Source organism: Komagataeibacter sp. FNDCF1, from assembly GCF_021295335.1.
Classification (GTDB): domain Bacteria; phylum Pseudomonadota; class Alphaproteobacteria; order Acetobacterales; family Acetobacteraceae; genus Komagataeibacter.
In genome coordinates this window covers 2,711,154-2,730,561 of the sequence record NZ_JAIWOT010000001.1, presented here as the reverse complement: position 1 = coordinate 2,730,561, position 19,408 = coordinate 2,711,154, and the positions used below count along the sequence as shown (strand labels likewise).

Annotated in this window: 22 protein-coding genes and 1 pseudogene; 11 read left to right on the top strand and 12 right to left on the bottom strand. The window is 64.4% G+C overall.

What is annotated here, in order from left to right; genetic code table 11:
- Positions 1–65: 65 nt before the first annotated feature.
- The gene (gene zapE, locus LDL32_RS12880; RefSeq protein ID WP_233067529.1) at positions 66–1,268 is read right to left on the bottom strand and encodes a cell division protein ZapE; all 1,203 of its coding nucleotides are present in this window, start codon (positions 1,266–1,268) and stop codon (positions 66–68) included.
- A 120-nt stretch (positions 1,269–1,388) separates the two neighbouring features.
- Here zapE and LDL32_RS12875 point away from each other — a divergent pair, with 120 nt between their 5' ends.
- From LDL32_RS12875 to LDL32_RS12860, 4 genes are all read left to right on the top strand, one after another.
- Positions 1,389–1,727: a carboxymuconolactone decarboxylase family protein gene (locus LDL32_RS12875; protein WP_233067528.1), complete on the top strand. Its 339-nt coding sequence runs from the start codon at positions 1,389–1,391 to the stop codon at positions 1,725–1,727.
- A 77-nt stretch (positions 1,728–1,804) separates the two neighbouring features.
- On the top strand, positions 1,805–2,452 hold the full coding sequence (locus LDL32_RS12870; protein WP_233067526.1) for a 2OG-Fe(II) oxygenase: 648 nt from the start codon (positions 1,805–1,807) through the stop codon (positions 2,450–2,452).
- A gap of 86 nt (positions 2,453–2,538) precedes the next feature.
- Positions 2,539–2,886, top strand: coding sequence for a hypothetical protein (locus tag LDL32_RS12865; protein WP_233067524.1), 348 nt, complete (start codon positions 2,539–2,541; stop codon positions 2,884–2,886).
- 63 nt (positions 2,887–2,949) lie between these two features.
- Positions 2,950–3,474, top strand: coding sequence for a Spy/CpxP family protein refolding chaperone (locus LDL32_RS12860; RefSeq protein ID WP_233067522.1), 525 nt, complete (start codon positions 2,950–2,952; stop codon positions 3,472–3,474).
- Between the two features lie 220 nt (positions 3,475–3,694).
- Here the strand turns inward: LDL32_RS12860 and zwf are convergent.
- Positions 3,695–5,243: pseudogene (gene zwf, locus LDL32_RS12855) on the bottom strand (glucose-6-phosphate dehydrogenase).
- 283 nt (positions 5,244–5,526) lie between these two features.
- Between zwf and LDL32_RS12850 the strand changes: the two are divergent.
- The 6 genes from LDL32_RS12850 to LDL32_RS12825 all read left to right on the top strand — a co-directional run bounded on the left by LDL32_RS12850 (position 5,527) and on the right by LDL32_RS12825 (position 11,107).
- Complete coding sequence (locus LDL32_RS12850; protein WP_233067519.1) at positions 5,527–6,546, top strand: aspartate-semialdehyde dehydrogenase; 1,020 nt, start codon at positions 5,527–5,529, stop codon at positions 6,544–6,546.
- Positions 6,547–6,799: 253 nt separating this feature from the next.
- The gene (gene sdhC, locus LDL32_RS12845) at positions 6,800–7,192 is read left to right on the top strand and encodes a succinate dehydrogenase, cytochrome b556 subunit (protein WP_233067517.1); all 393 of its coding nucleotides are present in this window, start codon (positions 6,800–6,802) and stop codon (positions 7,190–7,192) included.
- Positions 7,193–7,194: 2 nt separating this feature from the next.
- Complete coding sequence (gene sdhD / locus LDL32_RS12840) at positions 7,195–7,626, top strand: succinate dehydrogenase, hydrophobic membrane anchor protein (protein ID WP_233067516.1); 432 nt, start codon at positions 7,195–7,197, stop codon at positions 7,624–7,626.
- Positions 7,627–7,724: 98 nt separating this feature from the next.
- A complete protein-coding gene (gene sdhA / locus LDL32_RS12835) occupies positions 7,725–9,536 on the top strand; it encodes a succinate dehydrogenase flavoprotein subunit (protein ID WP_233067514.1) in 1,812 nt (603 codons plus the stop codon).
- A gap of 26 nt (positions 9,537–9,562) precedes the next feature.
- Complete coding sequence (locus LDL32_RS12830; protein WP_233067512.1) at positions 9,563–10,345, top strand: succinate dehydrogenase iron-sulfur subunit; 783 nt, start codon at positions 9,563–9,565, stop codon at positions 10,343–10,345.
- A gap of 99 nt (positions 10,346–10,444) precedes the next feature.
- Positions 10,445–11,107 carry a tyrosine-protein phosphatase gene (locus tag LDL32_RS12825; protein ID WP_233067509.1) on the top strand — a complete coding sequence of 221 codons (663 nt, stop codon included), beginning with the start codon at positions 10,445–10,447 and terminating at the stop codon, positions 11,105–11,107.
- A gap of 7 nt (positions 11,108–11,114) precedes the next feature.
- On the opposite strand, the gene LDL32_RS12820 is transcribed toward LDL32_RS12825, so the two are convergent.
- From LDL32_RS12820 to LDL32_RS12800, 5 genes are all read right to left on the bottom strand, one after another.
- On the bottom strand, positions 11,115–11,585 hold the full coding sequence (locus LDL32_RS12820; protein WP_233067508.1) for a helix-turn-helix domain-containing protein: 471 nt from the start codon (positions 11,583–11,585) through the stop codon (positions 11,115–11,117).
- A 270-nt stretch (positions 11,586–11,855) separates the two neighbouring features.
- On the bottom strand, positions 11,856–13,397 hold the full coding sequence (gene lnt / locus LDL32_RS12815) for an apolipoprotein N-acyltransferase (RefSeq protein WP_233067505.1): 1,542 nt from the start codon (positions 13,395–13,397) through the stop codon (positions 11,856–11,858).
- Positions 13,398–13,442: 45 nt separating this feature from the next.
- The gene (locus LDL32_RS12810; protein ID WP_233067503.1) at positions 13,443–14,288 is read right to left on the bottom strand and encodes a GNAT family N-acetyltransferase; all 846 of its coding nucleotides are present in this window, start codon (positions 14,286–14,288) and stop codon (positions 13,443–13,445) included.
- Positions 14,285–14,776 (bottom strand): Fur family transcriptional regulator, encoded by a 492-nt coding sequence (locus tag LDL32_RS12805; RefSeq protein ID WP_233067501.1) that lies wholly within the window; start codon positions 14,774–14,776, stop codon positions 14,285–14,287. The genes LDL32_RS12810 and LDL32_RS12805 overlap by 4 nt, the downstream gene beginning before the upstream one ends.
- 60 nt (positions 14,777–14,836) lie before the next feature.
- Positions 14,837–15,241, bottom strand: coding sequence for a MucR family transcriptional regulator (locus LDL32_RS12800; protein WP_233067499.1), 405 nt, complete (start codon positions 15,239–15,241; stop codon positions 14,837–14,839).
- Positions 15,242–15,334: 93 nt separating this feature from the next.
- On the opposite strand from LDL32_RS12800, the gene LDL32_RS12795 reads away from it, so the two are divergent.
- Complete coding sequence (locus tag LDL32_RS12795; protein ID WP_233067497.1) at positions 15,335–15,583, top strand: sulfurtransferase TusA family protein; 249 nt, start codon at positions 15,335–15,337, stop codon at positions 15,581–15,583.
- Here the strand turns inward: LDL32_RS12795 and rimI are convergent.
- From rimI to LDL32_RS12770, 5 genes are all read right to left on the bottom strand, one after another.
- Positions 15,564–16,025 carry a ribosomal protein S18-alanine N-acetyltransferase gene (rimI, locus tag LDL32_RS12790; protein WP_233067495.1) on the bottom strand — a complete coding sequence of 154 codons (462 nt, stop codon included), beginning with the start codon at positions 16,023–16,025 and terminating at the stop codon, positions 15,564–15,566. The two genes, LDL32_RS12795 and rimI, sit on opposite strands and share 20 nt — an antisense overlap.
- Positions 16,022–16,747 carry a tRNA (adenosine(37)-N6)-threonylcarbamoyltransferase complex dimerization subunit type 1 TsaB gene (tsaB, locus tag LDL32_RS12785; protein ID WP_233067493.1) on the bottom strand — a complete coding sequence of 242 codons (726 nt, stop codon included), beginning with the start codon at positions 16,745–16,747 and terminating at the stop codon, positions 16,022–16,024. Before tsaB ends, rimI begins: the two co-directional genes overlap by 4 nt.
- Positions 16,748–16,750: 3 nt before the next feature.
- Entirely contained in the window at positions 16,751–17,335 is a 585-nt protein-coding gene (locus LDL32_RS12780) for a malonic semialdehyde reductase (protein ID WP_233067492.1), read from the bottom strand.
- Between the two features lie 33 nt (positions 17,336–17,368).
- Positions 17,369–17,932: a NifU family protein gene (locus tag LDL32_RS12775; RefSeq protein WP_233067490.1), complete on the bottom strand. Its 564-nt coding sequence runs from the start codon at positions 17,930–17,932 to the stop codon at positions 17,369–17,371.
- A 114-nt stretch (positions 17,933–18,046) separates the two neighbouring features.
- The gene (locus LDL32_RS12770) at positions 18,047–19,390 is read right to left on the bottom strand and encodes an ATP-binding protein (RefSeq protein ID WP_233068893.1); all 1,344 of its coding nucleotides are present in this window, start codon (positions 19,388–19,390) and stop codon (positions 18,047–18,049) included.
- Between the last annotated feature and the right edge of the window lie 18 nt (positions 19,391–19,408).

Genomic DNA, 19,408 nt, shown 5'->3' with positions numbered 1-19,408 from the left:
GCCCCGGCAGTCACACCACCGCCATAACCGTCACGATGGCGTGACCCTTCCGCCATTTCCGCCACTTATGCGTTCAGGTGCGGCAGCTGCATATAGGCCGCGCTCTGCATCTCCTCAAGCCGTGAGGCCGTGCGCTCGAACGCGGTCGCACCCTGCCCTTTTGCATACAGGGCATCGGGCCTGTCCTCGGCGGAGGCAAACAGCTTGACGTTCTGTTCGTACAAGGTGTCGATCAGCACGATGAAGCGCCGGGCCTCGTCAAAATTGTCCGGCCCCATCCGGGGCACGCCATCAAGCACAAGGTTGGGGAAGCGCGTGGCCAGCGCCAGATAGTCGCCCGCCCCCAGCGGCCTACCGCACAGATCGGTAAAGGCAAAGCGGGCGACAGGCCCCGCCGCCTGCGCCACCTTCAGGCTGCGGCCCATGACATCAAGCGTGACCGGCACGACCGGCGCACCGGCGGCAAGGTGGGTGAAGATGGAATCGAGCGCCCTGCGGGCCGCGTCATCGGCGGGAATGATCCATGTCTGCATGCCGCGTGCGTTGCCCCGGCGGTAATCGCGCGGGGAATCGAGGATGACGGTATCAACTTCCTTCAGGATCGCGGCGATGAACGGCTTGAACGCATCGGCGCCCGGACGGTCCTGGAACAGGTCCTCGGGCTTCGTGTTGGAGGTTGCGACCACCACCACCCCGTCGGCGAACAGGTAATCGAACAGGCGGCCAAGGATCATGGCATCGGCAATGTCGTTGACCTGGAATTCATCGAAGCACAGCAGCCACGCCTCCTGCGCGATCTGGCGGGCCAGCGGCGGGATGGGGTCGGCCAGGTCCGGGTCGGCTTCCTTCATGTCATGCAGGCGCTGGTGCACGTCCTGCATGAAGCGGTGAAAATGCACCCGGCGCTTGTGCTCCACCGGGGCAAGGCTGAAGAACAGGTCCATGAGCATGGTCTTGCCCCGCCCCACCTGCCCCACCATGTAGACCCCGCGCGGACGCGGGGTTTCGGAAGCGGGGCGCGACGCCAGGCCGAAGCGCGCCTTCAGCCCGCCCAGCCAGCCGGTGGCCTGTGGCGCAGCCTGCTGGACCACGGGGTGGTAATCATGCAGTTCCCGCCACAGGCGGTCGAGCCTGCGGGCAGCCTTTTCCTGCTCGGGATCACGATCAAGACGGCCTGAAGCCACGCGGGCCTCATAGGCGGCGAAGGGGCCGGTGCCTGCGGGCAGCGCCGCAGAGGACGGGCGGGCGGGGGCTATGTCCATGTTCATAATAATCTGGCGATAGTCCGTTCAAAAAACCCCTTCAAGGGCACAAACTCGCCAAACTGTGTCATGACAGGGGTTCTCTCCATCTGGTGAACTCAAACGGTCCAAAATGGAGAGTTTGTGATGACTGACTGGAACGCCTATCGCGCCCATCTGGGCGAGTCCATCCACGCCTTTGCCACCCTGTCGCCCGATACGCTCAGGGGACTCCAGACACTTGACGGCGCGGCTGCCAGGACCGGCAGGCTGGATGCCAAAACGCGTGAGCTGATCGCGCTGGCCGTGGCCGTCACCACGCGGTGTGACGGATGCATCTCCGTCCATTCCAAAGCCGCCGTGCAGGCGGGTGCCACCAAGGAGGAAATTGCCGAGGCACTGGGCGTTGCCGTGGCACTGAACGCGGGGGCCGCCGTTGTCTATTCCAGCCGCGTGCTGGATGCGGTGGACAGCGTGCAGGGCTGAAGCGGGCGACACATCTTGCGGGGGGGCGGGTTCTGGCCCTACTCTTGGGCCATCAACCGATGTGCTTGCAGGATGGCATGATCCAACCCGTCACCCCCGACTATGCGGCGCTTGAGGGCGCACCCGTTTCCACCACGCCCTTCGCCCATGTCATCGTGCCGCATTTCATCGGGCGGGCGGACCTGCATGCCCTTGGGGCCAGCCTGCCCGTCATCCGCTCGGGCGGATCCTTCCCGCCGCAGGCGCTGGGCCTTTCACCGCTCATGGCCCGGCTTGTGACGGAACTGGAGGGGCCACGCCTGCGCGGGCTGATCGGGCGGAAATTCGGTCTGGAACTTGATACCGCCCCCACCATGCTGACCCTGCGCGGCCGCACGCGGGCGCGTGACGGACGCATTCACCGCGATTCCGACAGCAAGCGCGTGACCGTGCTGCTGTACCTGAACGCGGCCACCGAAGGTGATGCCTGGTCCCGCCACGAAGGCTGCCTGCGCCTGCTGCGTGGCCCGGATGACCTGGAGGACTTTGAAGCCGAGGTCCCGCCCGTCAATGGCACGCTGCTTGTCTTCCCCAACGGGCCGGACACATGGCACGGGCACCGGCAGTATGTCGGCCCGCGCTACACCATACAGCTCAATTACATGACAAACGATGCCCGTGCGCGCAACGAACTGCGCCGCCACCGGTTATCCGCCCTGACAAAGCGGCTGCCATGGGTGGCGTAGGCCCGCGCGGCCATCGTTTGGACACGAGTGGGGACCATTGTGGTCCTGTTATCTGGCTTCACGACATGTCGAGGTTTTCAAGCTCCATGCATCTGCGCAAACTGACTGCATCCCTCCTGTCCGCCAGCCTGGCGCTGGGTATCGTGGCCGCGGCCGCGCCCGCGGCGCAGGCACAGCCCTTCCGTGGTGGTCCCGGATGGCATGGTGGTCCGCCCCCGGGTCGTGGCTGGCACGGTGGCGGCTGGCACGGTGGCCGGCGCGGTGGTGGCGCCGGCCTGGCCATAGGCAGCGGGGTCGCGGGCCTGGCGGTCGGCGCCATGCTGGGCAGCGCCATGGCGGAACGGGGCGCCATGGCCCCGCCGCCCGCCTATTACCCGGCCCCACCGCCGCCGCCGCCGCCGCCGGCCTATTACCCGTATGGCGGCGGTTACTGAACCCGCGCCACAATGCCTTCCACCCACATACACACGACACCCCTGCCAAGGAAAATACGCATCATGATGTTCCGCCGGTTCCTGCCTGCCGCAGCCCTGTTCCTGCTTCCCGCCATGGCGATGGCGGCACAGCCCGCCGCCACCCAGCCCCAGGCGGGACAAGCCAACCCGACCGCGTCCCTCGCGCATACCCCGCGTGACCCGGGACCCGAGCAGGTGGAAGCCCATATCAAGGCACTGCATGACGAACTGCGCATTACCAAGAAGCAGGAAGCCCTGTGGACCCCGTTTGCCGAGGACATGCGCGCCAATGGCCAGCGCCTGCATGACGCCATCGAGGCCCGTCGTGAAAAGCTGCCGCAGCTGAACGCGGTGGAGAACATGCAGTCCTATGCCGAACTGGTGGAAGAACGCGCACATGACATGCAGACGCTGAACAGCGCGTTCGCCGCCCTGTACGACAGCTTCTCCAAGAAGCAGCGCAAGAATGCCGACACCCTGTTCAAACAGGGCGATGCCGAACATGCCGAACAGCAGCAGGCCCGTGCTGCGGCCCAGCAGGATGCGGCCGCACCGGCCGCCCAGTAACCCGGCAGGCCGGAAACAGGCGGGGCAACCCGCAGCCATGTAAAAAAGCCCGCCCTTGTGAAGGGGCGGGCTTTTTTCATATCGGGCGTCTCATTCAAACGGATGGCAGGACCTTTCGGGCGCCGCCTTTTTTCACAAAGGCGGCGTGCCTCGAAGCTTTTTGAAAAAAGCTTCACCAAAAACTTCCGTATGATTTACCGCCTGTTTCGTGGGCGCGACCTCATGCCCCATCAAGCGGGTACCAGGACCGTCCGTCACGGCGGAGCAGTTCATCGGCTTCCTCCGGGCCGGACGTGCCCGCGGCATAGAGTTCGGGCCCCGCCCTGTCCTGCGCCCAGGCCTGCAGCACGGGGTCGACCGCCTTCCATGCCGCCTCGATATTGTCGGCCCGCTGGAACAGGGTCTCGTCACCGATCAGGCAGTCATACAGCAGGGTCTCGTAGCCTACATTGGGGGACCTGGTGAACACATCCTCATAGCGGAAGCGGGCCTGCACGTCGGTCAGGTCCATTTCCGGGCCCGGCTTCTTGGCTCCCAGTTCCACCGTCAGCCCCTGGGCAGGCTGGATGTTGAGGATGATGCGGTTGGGGGGGCAGGTCATCCGTCTCGGTATTGCGGAACATCAGCATGGGTGGCTTGCGGAACTGGACCACAACCTCCGTTCGGCGGCCGCCCAGCCCCTTGCCGGTACGCAGGTAGAACGGCACCCCGGCCCAGCGCCAGTTCTCCACATGCAGCTTGAGCGCCACATAGGTTTCGGTACTGCTGTGCGGGGAGACGCCGGGGCTTTCGCGGTAGCCGACCATCGGTCTGCCTTCCACCGTGCCTGCCGCGTACTGCCCGCGCACCGCGTCCGCCGGGTCGATCGGGGTCACGGCCTCGAACAGCTGTTCCTTGGCGTTGCGTACGCTTTCGGCATCGAATGTGTTGGGCGGCTCCATCGCCACCATGGCGAAAAGCTGGAACAGGTGGTTGGGCACCATGTCGCGCAGCGCGCCGGTGGGTTCGTAAAACGCGCCACGCTGTTCCACGCCAATGGTCTCGGCGGCGGTGATCTCGACATGATCGACATATTCGTTGCGCCACAGCGGTTCGAATATCAGGTTGCCGAATCGCATGGCCAGGATGTTCTGCACCGTCTCCTTGCCCAGGAAGTGGTCGATGCGGAAGACCTGCGACTCGTCCAGTACCGCCAGCACGCGGCGGTTGAGTTCCTGCGCGCTGGCCAGGTCGGAGCCGAAGGGCTTCTCGATCACCACGCGGCGGAAGGCGCCTTCCTTCTGCGCCACCACACCGGCATGGCCCAGCGTTTCCACCACGGGAGCGAAAAAGCGCGAGGGGATGGCAAGGTAGAAGATGGCATTGCCCGGCAGCTTGTCCCCCAGGGCGCGGATGGCGTCCACATCCGTGAAGTCGGCCTGCATGTATTCCAGCCGCCCTGCCAGCCAGTCCCACTGCGCGGGGTCGATGCTGGCGGGGTGGAATTCGGCATTCGGGTCGGTGGTGAAGGACTGCATCATGGCATTCAGCCCGTCACGCCATTGGGCGCTGGTGCTTTCCACCCGGTCCACGCCAATCACGCGGAACCCGTCATCAAGCAGCCTGCTGCCCACCAGATTGTACAGTGCCGGCATGAGCAGCCGCTTGGTCAGGTCACCATGCGCGCCAAATATGACAAGGGTGCATGCTGGTGCCTTCCTTACGCCTGCCGGGGTAACGGGCCGCCCGCCGGCGGCGGGATTTGCGGAAATGTCAGATGATAGGGGCATAATCTCTCTAACCGTCCTTGCCTGTGCGCCATATGGTGGGCAGGCGGCATGAACCGCCCGCCTGCTGGCGCAATGGACCAAGCGTGCACCCGGCACGCGCCGATGGGCAATGCCTATCACCGCACGGGACGCGCGACCTTGACCTTACCCCCGATTCGATTCCCGGTTTCGCACGGGTCGTGCTGCTTGCACCTTTGGGGCGCAGGCTCTAGGTGTCGCTAAAGTTATCCGGCCCCGGTCCTTCGCCTGAATGGCCGGGCATGACAGGACAGGAAAGAAGATCATGGGTTACCGCGTTGCGGTGGTGGGTGCCACCGGCGCTGTGGGGCGCGAAATCCTCAAGACTCTGGCCGAGCGCCAGTTCCCTGTGGATGAGATCGTGGCCCTCGCATCCGCCCGCTCGGCGGGCAAGGAAGTCTCCTTTGGCGAAAAAAAGGTCCTGAAGGTCCAGAACCTCGAGACATTCGACTTCACCGGCTGGGATGTCGCCCTCTTCTCGCCCGGTGGCGCGGTTTCGGCCGTGCATGCGCCGCGCGCGGCAAAGGCGGGCTGCATCGTGATCGACAACACGTCCCACTTCCGCATGGAACCGGATGTGCCGCTGGTGGTGCCCGAGGTCAATCCCAATGATGTGAAGAAGGCGAAGCGCGGCATCATCGCCAACCCCAACTGCTCCACCATCCAGATGGTGGTCGCACTCAAGCCGCTGCATGACCTGTTCACGATCAGGCGCGTGGTGGTGGCGACCTATCAGGCCGTGGCGGGTGCTGGCAAGAGCGGCATGAACGAACTGTTCAACCAGTCGCGCGGCAGCCTGGTGGGCGACCCGCTGAAGGCCGAGCAGTTCACCAAGCAGATCGCCTTCAACTGCATCCCCCACATCGACCGCTTCATGGATGACGGCGCGACCAAGGAAGAGTGGAAGATGACGGTCGAGACCCGCAAGATCCTTGACCCCGACATCGCCGTCTTCGCCACCTGCGTGCGCGTGCCCGTATTCATCGGCCATGCCGAGGCGGTGACGGTGGAATTCGAGGAACCCGTTGATATCGAACGTGCCCGCGAAGCCCTGCGCGAAGCCCCGGGCGTGGTGCTGCATGACAAGCGCGAGGATGGCGGCTACGCCACCCCGCTCGAGGTCGCGGGCGAGGACGCGACCTATGTCTCGCGCCTGCGCATCGACCCGACCGTGCCCAACGGACTCGGCTTTTGGTGTGTGGCCGACAACCTGCGCAAGGGGGCTGCGCTGAACGCGGTCCAGATTGCCGAGACCATGGTGGCGCTCGACCTGCTCGGACACTGAAACGCGCCCCGCCAGACAGCCCTGAACGGCGGTCTGGCGGGGCTGTACCGCGCTTGTGGCGGGCGGGCGTCTCTCAACCTCGTGTTCCGGGCGTGCGTTGACCCGGACTTCCGCCGGGCGTAGGACCGAATTCAGACAAGGCGACGGAACAAACCGAAGCCATAACAGGGAAATTGACGAGACGACCATGCAGGATGTCCGTGATGCGCTCTATGTAGGGCGGCGAAGCGACGGAACTCTGACCAGGCGGCCTATGTCCCCACACCTCCAGGTCTACCGCTTCCGTCTTTCCATGTTCCTTTCAATCGCGAACCGCGCCGCCGGTGTTGCAGCCGCGGCCGGCTCAGCACTTGGCCTGTGCTGGATCAACGCGGCGGCGAAGGGACCCAAATCTTTCAGCAAGGTGCAGAAGGTCACCGGCAACCCGCTGGGGCAGCTGCTGCTGGCCGGGTGGGCGCTGGCGCTGGTCTACCACTTCGTGGCGGGGCTGCGCCACCTTACGTGGGACAGCGGCTATCGCTTCTCCAAGAAGGAAATCAACGAGGATGGCCCCGTGGCCGTGGGCGTGACCCTGGGCACGACGCTGGCGCTGGTGACGACCATCCTTGGTGTCGCGATCTGTCGTTCCCGCAAGAAGGCATCCTGACCATGAGCAATATGAAGAAGCCACATGTCACGGTCATGCGCTCCCAGCTTTCACGCGCGCGGGGGCTTGGTTCGGGGCAGGCCGGTGTTGGCCACTGGTGGGCGGAACGCGCATCGGCGGTGGCCCTTGTGCCGCTGTCGGGCTGGTTCGTGATCCAGGTGTTCCGCCTGGCGGGCGCATCCCAGCCGGAAGTGGCGAAGTGGGGCGCGCGTCCGTTCAACACGACCATGATGCTGTCGCTGGTGATCCTGACCTTCTACCACACCCAGCTTGGGCTGCAGGTCATCATTGATGACTACGTGCATGGCAAGGCGCACCTGCCCGCAGGGCTGCTGATGAAGGGGATCATCTTCCTTCTGGGGCTGTTCGGCACGGTTTCCGTACTGAAGCTGGCCCTTGCCGGTAGCACGAAGGGACGCGTCGCCGCGGGCTGAGCCCCGGCGCACCACCTTCGCGCAGAACATGACATTCGCGGGCAGGCGGGCGGCAGCGCCGCCGGCTGTCCGAACGAGCATCGGGACACGTCCAAGCAATGAACGCGACCACTTCACCACTCACCGGCTCCTACAGGATTGTCGACCACGCATATGACGTGGTTGTCGTCGGCGCCGGCGGCTCTGGCCTGCGGGCCACGCTGGGCATGGGGGCTGCCGGCCTCAAGACCGCCTGCGTGACCAAGGTCTTCCCCACCCGCAGCCATACCGTTGCCGCCCAGGGCGGCATTGGTGCCTCCCTTGGCAACATGGCCGAGGACAACTGGCGGTGGCACATGTACGATACCGTCAAGGGATCGGACTGGCTGGGTGACCAGGACGCCATCGAATACATGTGCCGCGAGGCCGTACCCGCCGTGCAGGAACTGGAGCACATGGGTGTGCCCTTCTCCCGCACGGAAGATGGCAAGATCTACCAGCGCCCCTTTGGTGGCCACATGCGCAATTATGGCGAGGCCCCCGTGCCCCGCGCCTGCGCCGCCGCCGACCGTACGGGCCATGCGATCCTGCACACGCTTTACCAGCAGTGCCTCAAGCATAACGTCGAATTCTTTGTCGAATACTTCGCCATCGACCTGATCATGGATGATGAGGGCGCATGCCGTGGCGTCATGGCATGGTGCCTGGAAGATGGCACGCTGCACCGCTTCCGCGCGCAGAAGGTCGTGCTGGCCACCGGCGGCTATGGCCGCGCCTACCATTCATGCACCTCCGCCCATACCTGCACGGGTGATGGCGGCGGCATGGCGATCCGTGCCGGACTGCCCATGCAGGACATGGAGTTCGTGCAGTTCCACCCCACCGGCATCTTCCCCGCCGGCTGCCTGCTGACGGAAGGCTGCCGTGGCGAGGGTGGTTACCTGACCAACTCCAAGGGCGAGCGCTTCATGGAACGCTATGCCCCCACGGCCAAGGACCTGGCATCGCGTGACGTGGTCTCGCGCGCCATGACCATCGAGATCAACGAAGGTCGCGGCTGTGGTCCGGAGAAGAACTACATCATGCTCCACCTCGAGCATCTTGGTCCCGAAATCCTGCACGAACGTCTGCCCGGCATTTCGGAAACGGCGCGCATCTTCGCAGGTATCGACGTAACCAAGGAACCGGTGCCGGTGCTGCCGACCGTGCATTACAACATGGGTGGCATTCCCACCAACTACCATGGCGAGGTCATCCGCCCCACGACCGATGACGTCGATGCGGTGGTGCCCGGCCTGATGGCGGTGGGTGAGGCAGCCTGCGTGTCCGTTCATGGCGCGAACCGCCTGGGCACCAACTCGCTGCTCGACCTTGTGGTGTTTGGCCGTGCCGCCGCCCAGCGCGCCGCCGCCACCATCAAGAGCGAGGAGACGATCCGGCCGCTGCCCCCGGGTGCTGGCGACGCCGCGATCGCACGCTTCGACCGCCTGCGCTACGCCAAGGGCAAGACACATGTGGCCGACATGCGCAGCAAGCTGCAGCGCACCATGCAGAAGCATGCCGCCGTGTTCCGCAACACCGAAAGCCTGGCGCAGGGTGTCGAGAAGATCAGGGAAATCTGGTCCGAAATCCCGGACATCTCGATCAATGACCGCTCGCTGATCTGGAACAGCGACCTTATGGAAGCGCTCGAGTTCGAGAACCTGCTGGCCAATGCCACCGTCACCATGGCAGGCGCCGATGCCCGCCATGAAAGCCGGGGTGCCCAGGCACATGACGACTACCCCGACCGTGACGACAAGAACTGGATGAAGCACACCGTCGCCCACATGACCGATGCGGGTGATGTCACGCTTAGCTACCGCCCCGTGCACATGAAAACGCTGACCGACGATGTGCAGGTCTTCCCCCCCAAGAAGCGCGTCTACTGACGTAACGGCGGAAAAGGAACGAGACGATGGTCGAATTCAGACTGCCAAAGAACAGCACGGTGGGCAAAGGCCGCATTTTCACGGCCGCGCCCGGTGCCAGCAATGTCAAGAACTTCCGGATCTATCGCTGGAGCCCGGATGACGACAAGAACCCCGTGGTCGATACCTACGAGATTGATCTGGACAAGATCGGGCCGATGGTGCTCGACGCGCTTATCCACATCAAGAACGATGTCGACTCCACTCTGACGTTCCGGCGCTCCTGCCGCGAGGGGATCTGCGGGTCGTGCGCGATGAACATCGCGGGCGAGAACACGCTGGCCTGCCTCAAGCCCATCCGGGACATCGAGGGGGACATCGCGATCTACCCGCTGCCGCACATGCCGGTGATCAAGGATCTGGTGCCGGATCTGGACGGGGCCTATGCCCAGTTGCGCTCGATCGAGCCATGGCTGAAATCCGACACGCTGCCACCGCCGGATTCCGAGCGCCGCCAGAGCATCGAGGAACGTGCCGAACTGGATGGCATGTGGGAGTGCATCCTGTGCTTCTGCTGTTCCACCTCCTGCCCGTCCTACTGGTGGAATGGCGACCGCTACCTTGGCCCGGCAACGCTGCTGGCGGCCTATCGCTGGATTGCCGACAGCCGTGACGAACATACGGGCGACCGGCTGGATGCACTGGAAGATCCGCTCAAGCTCTATGCCTGCCGCACGATCATGAACTGCACCCAGACCTGCCCCAAGGGCCTGAACCCCGCCAAGGCGATCGGGCGGATCAAGGAACTGCAGCTTGAACGCAAGGCATGATACGGCCTGCCTGATACATTCCTGATTGACGTGAAAGGCGCCGGATGTGAAAAATCCGGCGCTTTTTTCATATTCACCCGACTGAAAGGACATGGCCGGTTGTTTGAGGGAAACCTGTCCACCCCCGCCGGCCGCAGCCGTGCCTGGATCGACAGCCTGTTCGTGGATCATGCGATCCTGCGGCAGACATGGACCAACTTCCGCGTGGTCATTCCCGGCCGGGTCTATCGCTGCAATCACCCCACGCCGTGGCGGCTGCGGCTGGCCACGCGGCGCTACGGGCTGAAAACGCTGGTCAACCTGCGCGGGCACCGCAGATGCGGGTCCGATGCCCTGTCACGCGAAGCTGCCCATGCCATCGGCCTGACCCATATCGACATGGCATTCGAAAGCCGCAATGCCCCGCATCGCGACCGGATCGAACGGTTCGAGCGGATATACCGTGACATCCGCTTCCCCATGCTCATGCACTGCAAATCGGGTGCGGACCGCACGGGGCTGGCGGCGGGGCTTGTCATCCTGTTCGAAGGGGGGACGGCGCGGCAGGCGCTGCGCCAGCTTTCATGGAAGAACGGTCACTTCAATTCATCACGAACCGGCGTGCTCGATGCCTTTTTCCTGCGCTATCAGGCGGAAGCGGAAGGGCGCATTCCCTTCATGGACTGGGTGCGCACCGAATATGACGAGAACCGCCTGCGGGCCGATTTCCGCGCGGGTAAAATCGCGGCCTTCATGAACGACAGTATCCTGCGCCGGGAATAATGCCGGCTCAGCACGCCCCCATGGAACGTACGAGGTCAAGCACGCGGCGGCGCGTGCCGCTGTCCTCAATGCCGTAATAGGCCCGCACAAGTTCAATGGTCTCGCGGCGCGAGAGCATGGTCAGGTCATCCGGTGCGGTGGCCGTGGCAGGCGGCTGCCCGCCTTTTTCCGCCACGGTCTCGGGTAGTGCGGCAACGGGTTCGGACATGCCTTCCGCCCCCGTGGCGGGGGGTTCCATGCTGCCGACCGGATCCGGTAGCCCGATAAAGAAGAAGGCCACGGGAACATCCAGCACGCAGGCCAGGTCATACAGCCGGGATGCCCCCACGCGGTTGCGGCCGCGCTCGTATTTCTGCACCTGCTGGAATGTAAGACCCAGCGCATTGCCCAGCCGCTCCTGTGACATGCCCAGCAGCGTACGCCGCAGACGAATACGGTTACCAACATGCACATCAACTGGGTTGGATGTTGCTGGCATTTTCCCGGTCACAATAATGGCCTTACCCTTCGTATCTGATTTTTCGGGATCCGATGAAACGGAAAATAGATGGTCACCCATGCCGGGTGTTAAATCTTTCTACATCAAACCCTGCGACAATATACGCCGTATTTCCATACCGAACTCCCCCGCCGCAAGGTCAGTATGCGTAAAAAAAATCCATTCGCGGGAGCAGATAAAAAATTAGGAAAATATTCATGCATTTCAAATGCATTAATAAAAGTCCATCAAAGGGCAAACAGGTAGTTTTCAGGAATCTTTAACCCGCGCGCAACCAGACCAGCCCCCTGCCAGACCAACAGCCAACGCCAGAAATAGCGGAATCCAGCGCCCGAAACGGCCAAATGCCGTTTGCGGCAATGCATCGGGCATGGAATGGACCAGCACACCCTGCCGGCCCCAGCCCAGACGGGCCAGTTCATGCCCGCGCCCGTCAAAAACGGCCGAGATACCGGTATTGGCGGCACGGGCGACGGGCAGCCCTTCCTCCACCGCGCGCAGGCGGACGGCAGCCAGATGCTGGCGCGGCCCGGCGCTGTTGCCGTACCAGGCATCATTCGTGCTGTTCAGAAGCCATGCCGGCCGGTCATACGGGTCGACCACCTGCCCCGAAAAAATCACTTCGTAACAGATCAGCGGTCCCACTGGCGCAACATCGGGCAGGTGCCATGTCCGCACGGCAGGGCCGGGGGTCATGCCTTCCCCCGGCACTACATGAAAGGGCAGGAACGCGGGCTGGTACTCGCCAAAGGGGACCAGGTGCGCCTTGTCATATACGGCGGCCGGCATCCCGTCGGGCGGCACAAGCGCGGCCATGCTGTTGCGCCAGTGGTGATCATTCTCCAGCCACCGCACGGTACCGATGACACCCGCCATCGCCCCCTTTCCCGCCTGCATGATCATGGGACGGGCGATGTCATCTTCCATCAACAGGCCGGGAAAGGCTGATTCAGGCCAGGCGAACACGACCGGCCTGCCCCCGGCCTGCGCAAGACCCTGCGCAACACCCTGGCGGGTCAGCCCAAGATAGCGGCGGAAGATGGCGACATCCGACGTCCCGGCCATCTTTTCCTTCTCCGGCACATTGCCCTGCACCAGCACGACCTCCGGGTTATGGCGGTAGGTATCGTGCAGGCAGGTCAGGCGCAGCGTGCCCGATGCAATCCACACCAGCCCAATCCCGAGACAGGCCAGCCGGCCCGTGCGGCCGTACAGGGGCGCAAGGGAGAGAACACAGGTCAGCAAGGTCAGGCCATCCACCCCGATCCACGCCGCGGGCTGGATCATGACATCCCCCGCGAAGCCGGGAAATGTCCACACGCTACCCGGCGGGTTCCATGGAAAACCACTGAAGACATATACCCGCGCCATGTCCGTCAGCGTCCACAGCGCCGCCAGCACCATCAGCCGCCCCGTCCCGCGCGGCACCAGACGGGTCATCCCCGCCGCCAGGGCGCTGAGCGGTGCCAGGATCAGTGCGCAGCCGGGAGAAGCCAGAGGCACCAGCCACCAGAAATCATCCGCCCGGAGGAGAATGGCGTACATGAGCCAGTACAGCCCGACACTGTACAGCCCCATGGCGAACATGAAGCCACGCCGCGCCGCTTCCCGCCAGCCGGTGGCGTTGTTGATGGCCAGCGCCAGCAGGCAGAACGCGACCGGCAGCACGACAACCGCATGCACCGGCGGAAAGCCAAGGGCGTACAGGCTGCCTGCCAGCAGCATGATACAATCTGCGCGCCACCCGTGCAGGCGCGCGAGACAGGCGTATTTCCGCAGCAGGGATGTCATGAAGTGCAGCAGTCCGCTCCCCGGTACCGGGGGGTTACGGTGGCGCTAGTCCAGCGCGTCACGCAGGCGACGCTCGTAATGGCGGTAATATTTGTCAGCCAGCAGTTCGCTCTTGACCAGCACCGCGACATCGGTGGTGTTGAACTGCTCATCTATCACCGCACCGTCCCCCACATAGCCGCCCAGCCGCAGGTACCCTTTTATCAGGGGGGGCAGGCGGGCAAGCGAGCGCCGATGGTCAAGCACCTGCGGGTCGGAACGCAGCATTTCCACCCGCCGCTCGGGCAGCGCGCGCACGCGCAGCGCGGGCGGGGCAAGGTGGTTGTGATAGAGATAGGTCAGTTCATCGGACAGGGCATCGGGGTTGGTGCCCGGCAGGCTGGCGCAGCCGAACAGCACATCGATCCGGTGCAGGAAGATGTAGGAGGCAATACCCCGCCACAGCAGCTGCATGGCGGCACGTCCGCGATAGTCCCGGTCCACGCATGAACGGCCGACTTCAAGCAGCCGACCGGGGAATTCGGTCAGCGGTGAGATGTCATATTCACTGGATGTATAGAATTTGCCCAGCTTTCTGGCCGCATCGCCCTGCATCAGCCGGTACGTGCCCACCACCCCCCTGGCGCCTGAGGAAATGGCATGGTCGATCACCAGAAGGTGATCGGCATGTTCATCAAATTCATCCACGTCACGGCGCAGCCTGGCGGTGCGGGAATCGGGGCGGGCTCCCATTTCCTCATAGAACACGCGGTAGCGCAGCGCCTGCGCGGCATCGCGCTCCGCCTCCGTCGTGGCAATCCGTACACCCAGGTTGCCCCCCCGCAGTTCAGGAAAACCGTTGCGTTCAAGGTCCAGGGTAGAAAGGGAGTGTATGGTCTTTTCGATACTCAAGGCCGTGATCTGCCTTTCCGCTCCGTTTGCGCCAACCGTGCCGTCTGTTCTTCTGGCACGTCAGGCAGCTTGCGCGCAAACAGTTCCAGCCGGTGGGACACCAGATCGAACCCCAGCTCCGCCGTAATCCTGCGGAGCAGTTCCGCATGGGCGGCATGGGTGAACTCCACCACCTGCCCGCTTTCCACATCGATCAGGTGGTAGTGGTCGCCTTCCTCCGTCGCCTCGTAGCGCGCGCGGTTGCCGCCGAAGTCACGGCGTTCCAGAATGCCGTTTTCCTCCAGCAGGCGTACGGTGCGGTACACCGTGGCAACCGATATGCGCCCGTCCAGCGCAGCGGCGCGGCGGTACAGTTCCTCCACGTCCGGATGGTCATGGGCTTCGGACAGGACGCGCGCGATGACCCGGCGCTGGCCTGTCATCTTCAGGCCACGCTCGATGCACATGCGCTCAATGCGCGTCTGTAATCCGTTCTTGTCCATAACCATGCTTAACGGCGTAGCCGATCACGCGGATACCTGTCCACACTGCCACCCACTCCGCATGGTTCAATCCTCCCGCTTCGTGCCCAGGCCGATCTTGCGGGCCAGCGACGAACGGTGGCTGGCATAGCTCGGCGCCACCATCGGGTAGTCATGCGGCAGCCCCCAGCGTTCACGATATTCATCGGGGGTCATGTTATAGGCGGTCTTGAGGTGACGCTTGAGCATCTTCAGCTTCTTACCGTCCTCAAGACAGATGATGTAATCGGGAAAGACCGACTTCTTCAGTGGCACGGCGGGCACCGGCTTTTCCGGCACGGGCTCCGCCCGCCCGAGGGACGCCACGGCCTCGTATACCCGGTGAATCAGATCGGGAAGCGTTTCCGCATCAAGTTCATTGCGCGATACATATGCCGAAACGATTTCGGCAGCCAGTTCACGCACTTCCACTTCTGCCGTTGCATCAGCCATCAATCTGATCCTGTCACTCTGGAATAATGATGTATCCTATATAAATAATTCCCGACGGATCGCAACCGGCAACAACAGAGGTTCCATGGTAATATGTCTGATATTGAGATGACGGTACTGGATATCACCCATGAAGTATGCCCCATGACTTTCGTGCGTACACGGTTGGCTCTTGACAGACTTCCAGCCGGAGAAAAACTGCTTGTCCGCCTGCGGGGCGCGACCCCGCTGGACAATGTTTCACGCAGCCTGAAGCTGCTGGGTCATGTCGTGGAAGAAATACAGACAGAAACAGATGGCATGACGCACCGGCTGGTCGTGCTCAAATCCGGCGTTGCATGACACAGGCATCCATCCCGTCCGGATAATATCCGCGCCGCATCCCAACCTGCGCGAATCCGGCGGCGCGATACAGCGCCAGGGCTGGCGTATTGTCGCGCGCCACCTCCAGGAACAGGGTCGTCGCCCCGGCATCCGCCGCTTCACGCATGCAGCGCGCCAGCAGGTCACGCCCGATTCCGCGGCGCCGCCATGCGGGATTGACGGCAAAGGTCAGGATCTCGGCTTCATCCAGCGTCGTCCGGGCCATGATGAACCCCGCTGCGTCGTGCCCGGCCTCTCCCGCCGCCTTTTCCTGCGCCAGCACGATGAATATGCCCGGCATGTCCAGCAGCGCCTGCATCGCCACCGCATCCCAGCGATGGACGGGCACGAAGGCCGTAGCATGGATGCGGGCCAGCATGGCCGCCCGCATGGCGGACGTTGCGACCGGTGATACGGTCATGAAGCGGGCGGGACGGGGGCTGGACGCAGGCCCGCGGCAGGTAGCCGGGCCTCCGGCGCATCCACATAAAGCGGCTGGGCCGGACGCGGCGGCAGTTCCCCGCGCCAGCGCCGCAGGGCAATGGTGGCAATACCCATCGGGTCGGGCTGCACAAGGGGGAAAAGCCGCACGTCATCACGGTCCGGCATGCTGTCCTTCACCCATTGCGCGCCATTACCGGCCAGCAGCAGCGGCCCGGGAGGCAGATCCAGTGTCTCGAGCATGTGGGCGGATACGCGGGCATCCCCGCCCTGACCTTCTCCATCCTGTCCCGATGTTTCGATGAAGACACGCCCGCGGCGGGCGATGGTGCAGCATAGCAGCCGCGCGGGGGGCGCCATGCCCGCCGCATGCAGGGCGGGGGCCATGGCCTCACCCACCGTGACGCCCACCACCGCGCAGCCACAGCCCGCCGCGAGCCCGTGCGCGAAGGCCACCGACGCCCGCAGTCCCGTAAAGGACCCCGGCCCCACGACCACGCCCACCAGTTCCGGCATGGCGTGGTTCCAGCCGCATTGGGCAAACAGTTCTGTGGCCAGCTGCGGAAACTGCTCGGCCGCGCCCCGCCCCGTGGCGACGCGGGTGGCCAGGACGGACGGCACGCCATCGCGCACCACAAGGCAGGCGATCACGGCACGCGCATCCGCCCCGGCGGGGGCACCATCCATCACCAGCATCCGCATGGGCTACACAACCACGCAGGCGTCATCAAAATCCAGGCGCGGCGCGCGTGGCGTGGGCAGCGGCCCGTCGGTATAGCCAAGGCTGACCAGAAAATTGGCCTGCCAGCCCTGCCGGGAGAGGAAACTCTCCTCCACCATCGCCGCATCGAACCCCGACAGCGGCAGCACCGACAGCCCGAGCGCGCGCGCGGCCATGATCAGGTAGCCCCCCTGCAACGTGCCGTTGCGAAAGGCCGTCTCCTCCGCCAGCCCCACATCGGCGGCAAACCACTGCCGGATGCCCGGGACGTCGTTGAGTCTGTCCATGCGGTCAAAGAACAGCGGATCATGCGCCACGATAACCGTGACCGGGGCGGTCATGACGGGCTGCACGTTACCCGCCGACAGGGCGGGGCGCAGGCGCTCGCGACAGTCCCCGGTGGTCAGGAACACGAAGCGGGCCGGGCAGCAGTTGCCCGATGTCGGCCCGAGACGGACCAGATCGTACAGCTGCCGCAGGGTATCGTGCCCCACGGGCCGGTCGTTCCATGCGACCGGGGTGCGTGCGGTACGGAACAGAAGATCAAGCCCAGCGTCGTCAAGCGCCATGAAACATTCCCAGTTTACGCGCAGGCCTGCCGATCAGGCCTCTACCTGTTCCACCGATACCACTTCCGGCACGTAATGGCGCAGCATGTTCTCCACCCCGTGCTTCAGCGTCGCGCGTGAGGACGGGCAGCCCGAGCACGCACCCTGCATGGTCAGCCTGACCACGCCATCACGGTAGCCACGGAACACGATGTCCCCCCCGTCACCCGCCACGGCAGGGCGGACACGGGTGTCGAGCAGTTCCTTGATCTGCTGCACGATTTCCTCATCGCCCGGCGCAATCAGGTCTTCCACGACCTGCCCGCCGCTTTCCACGACCGCCTGCCCGGTTGCCAGATAGTCGGCCAGCACCGCCAGCACCTGCGGGCGCAGGTCGTCCCATTCCATGCTGTCGGCACGCGTCACCGCCACGAAGTCCGCGCCGAAGAAGATCCGCGCCACGCCATCCAGATCAAACAGCAGTTCGGCCAGGCGCGAGCGTCCGGCCACGGAATCGGGGCTTATGAAGTCAGCCGTGGCGCCGTTGGCCATGATCTCGCGCCCCGGCAGGAATTTCAGCGTGGCAGGATTGGGGGTGTCTTCCGTTTCGATGAACATTGCTCGGTCTTCCAGACATGACGGGACAGGGAGGGGCAAAAGTACTTCCCGGGTCCTGTTATATGATCGACCCGGCCGCAAATCCAACCCCACGCGGGGCATGCATTCCCGCTTTTAGCCGGCCTGACGTATCACGGCATTGCGGGGCAGGACAATTTCGGCGCACAGGCCGCCCTGCGGGCGGTTGTACAGCCGGAACCGCCCGCCATCACGCGCGACCTCGCGGCTGACAATGGCAAGCCCGAGCCCAAGCCCGCCCGTACTGCGCGAGCGCGAACCCTCCACCCGGTAGAATGGGGTGGTGACACGCCCGATCTCGGCTTCCGGCAGGCCGGGACCACTGTCCTCCACCCGGATCAGCAGGCTGTCCGCCATCACGGCCAGGCTGACATGGGCATTGCCGCCATAGTTCACGGCATTGTCAATCAGGTTGCCCAGCACGCGCTTGAGCGCAAGCGGACGCACCACGGCCCGTGCCTGATCGGGGCCGGCATAGGTCACGTCGCGGCCCTGATCGGCATCGTCATCCACCCGTGTGGCCAGAATCGAGGCAACATTGGCCGAACGTGCCGGCTCGGGATCCTTCTCCCCCGACAGGTAGGCCAGCACGCCGGTGATCATGGCCTCCATTTCCGTAACGTCCGCCTCGATCTCCTTCTGGGCGTTCGCATCATCCAGAAAGCCCGCGCGCAGCCGCAGGCGGGCAAGGGGGGTGCGCAGGTCGTGCGATACGGCGGCCAGGGCCTCGGTACGGTCGGTGATCAGGCGGTTGATGCGGTCCTGCATCTCGTTGATGGCATGGGCAAGGTAGCGCACCTCACGCGGGCCCTTGTCCGCCAGCGGCACCCACCGGCCGGAGCCTACGGTATCGGCCACATCGGCCAGCGCGCGCAGCGGCATGCTGAGTGCCCGCACCAGCATGCCCGCCGCCAGCAGCACCGCCCCCGCCAGGATCGCAGCCGAAACGATGCCGCGCCGCATGTGATGGGGCTGTAGGATATCCGGCGCCATGAACCCCATGTAGCTGCCATCGGGCAGGCGCAGCGTGCCGCGCACGTCCGTCGTACCCGCAATGGTGCCCGACAGGTTCAGCGCATCCCCCTGCAGGACGGGCAGCGTACCCGCCATGCGGTCATGCAGCTTGCGCAGCGAGGGGGGCTGCACCTTCATCACCCCCTGTTGCGACTGGGTGCGCCAGTCCACCGTCAGGTCCCCGGTGGACAGCATGGCGGCCAGTACCATGCGCTGCGACGTAGGCGTGGCCGCCAGCACGCGTGCGTCAATCACCAGCCGCTCGCCCACCTGTTCCAGCTGGGCGTCGTCTATGGTGTAGGTCTCGGCTTCCTCATAGAAAGCGGAACTGCCGACAAAAACGAGGGCGACCGCGACAAGCAGCACGAACATGACCCGTCCCACCAGCCCGCGTGGCCACAGCGTGATACGCCGCGGCACGGGCATGGGCGTGCGGCCCTGCTG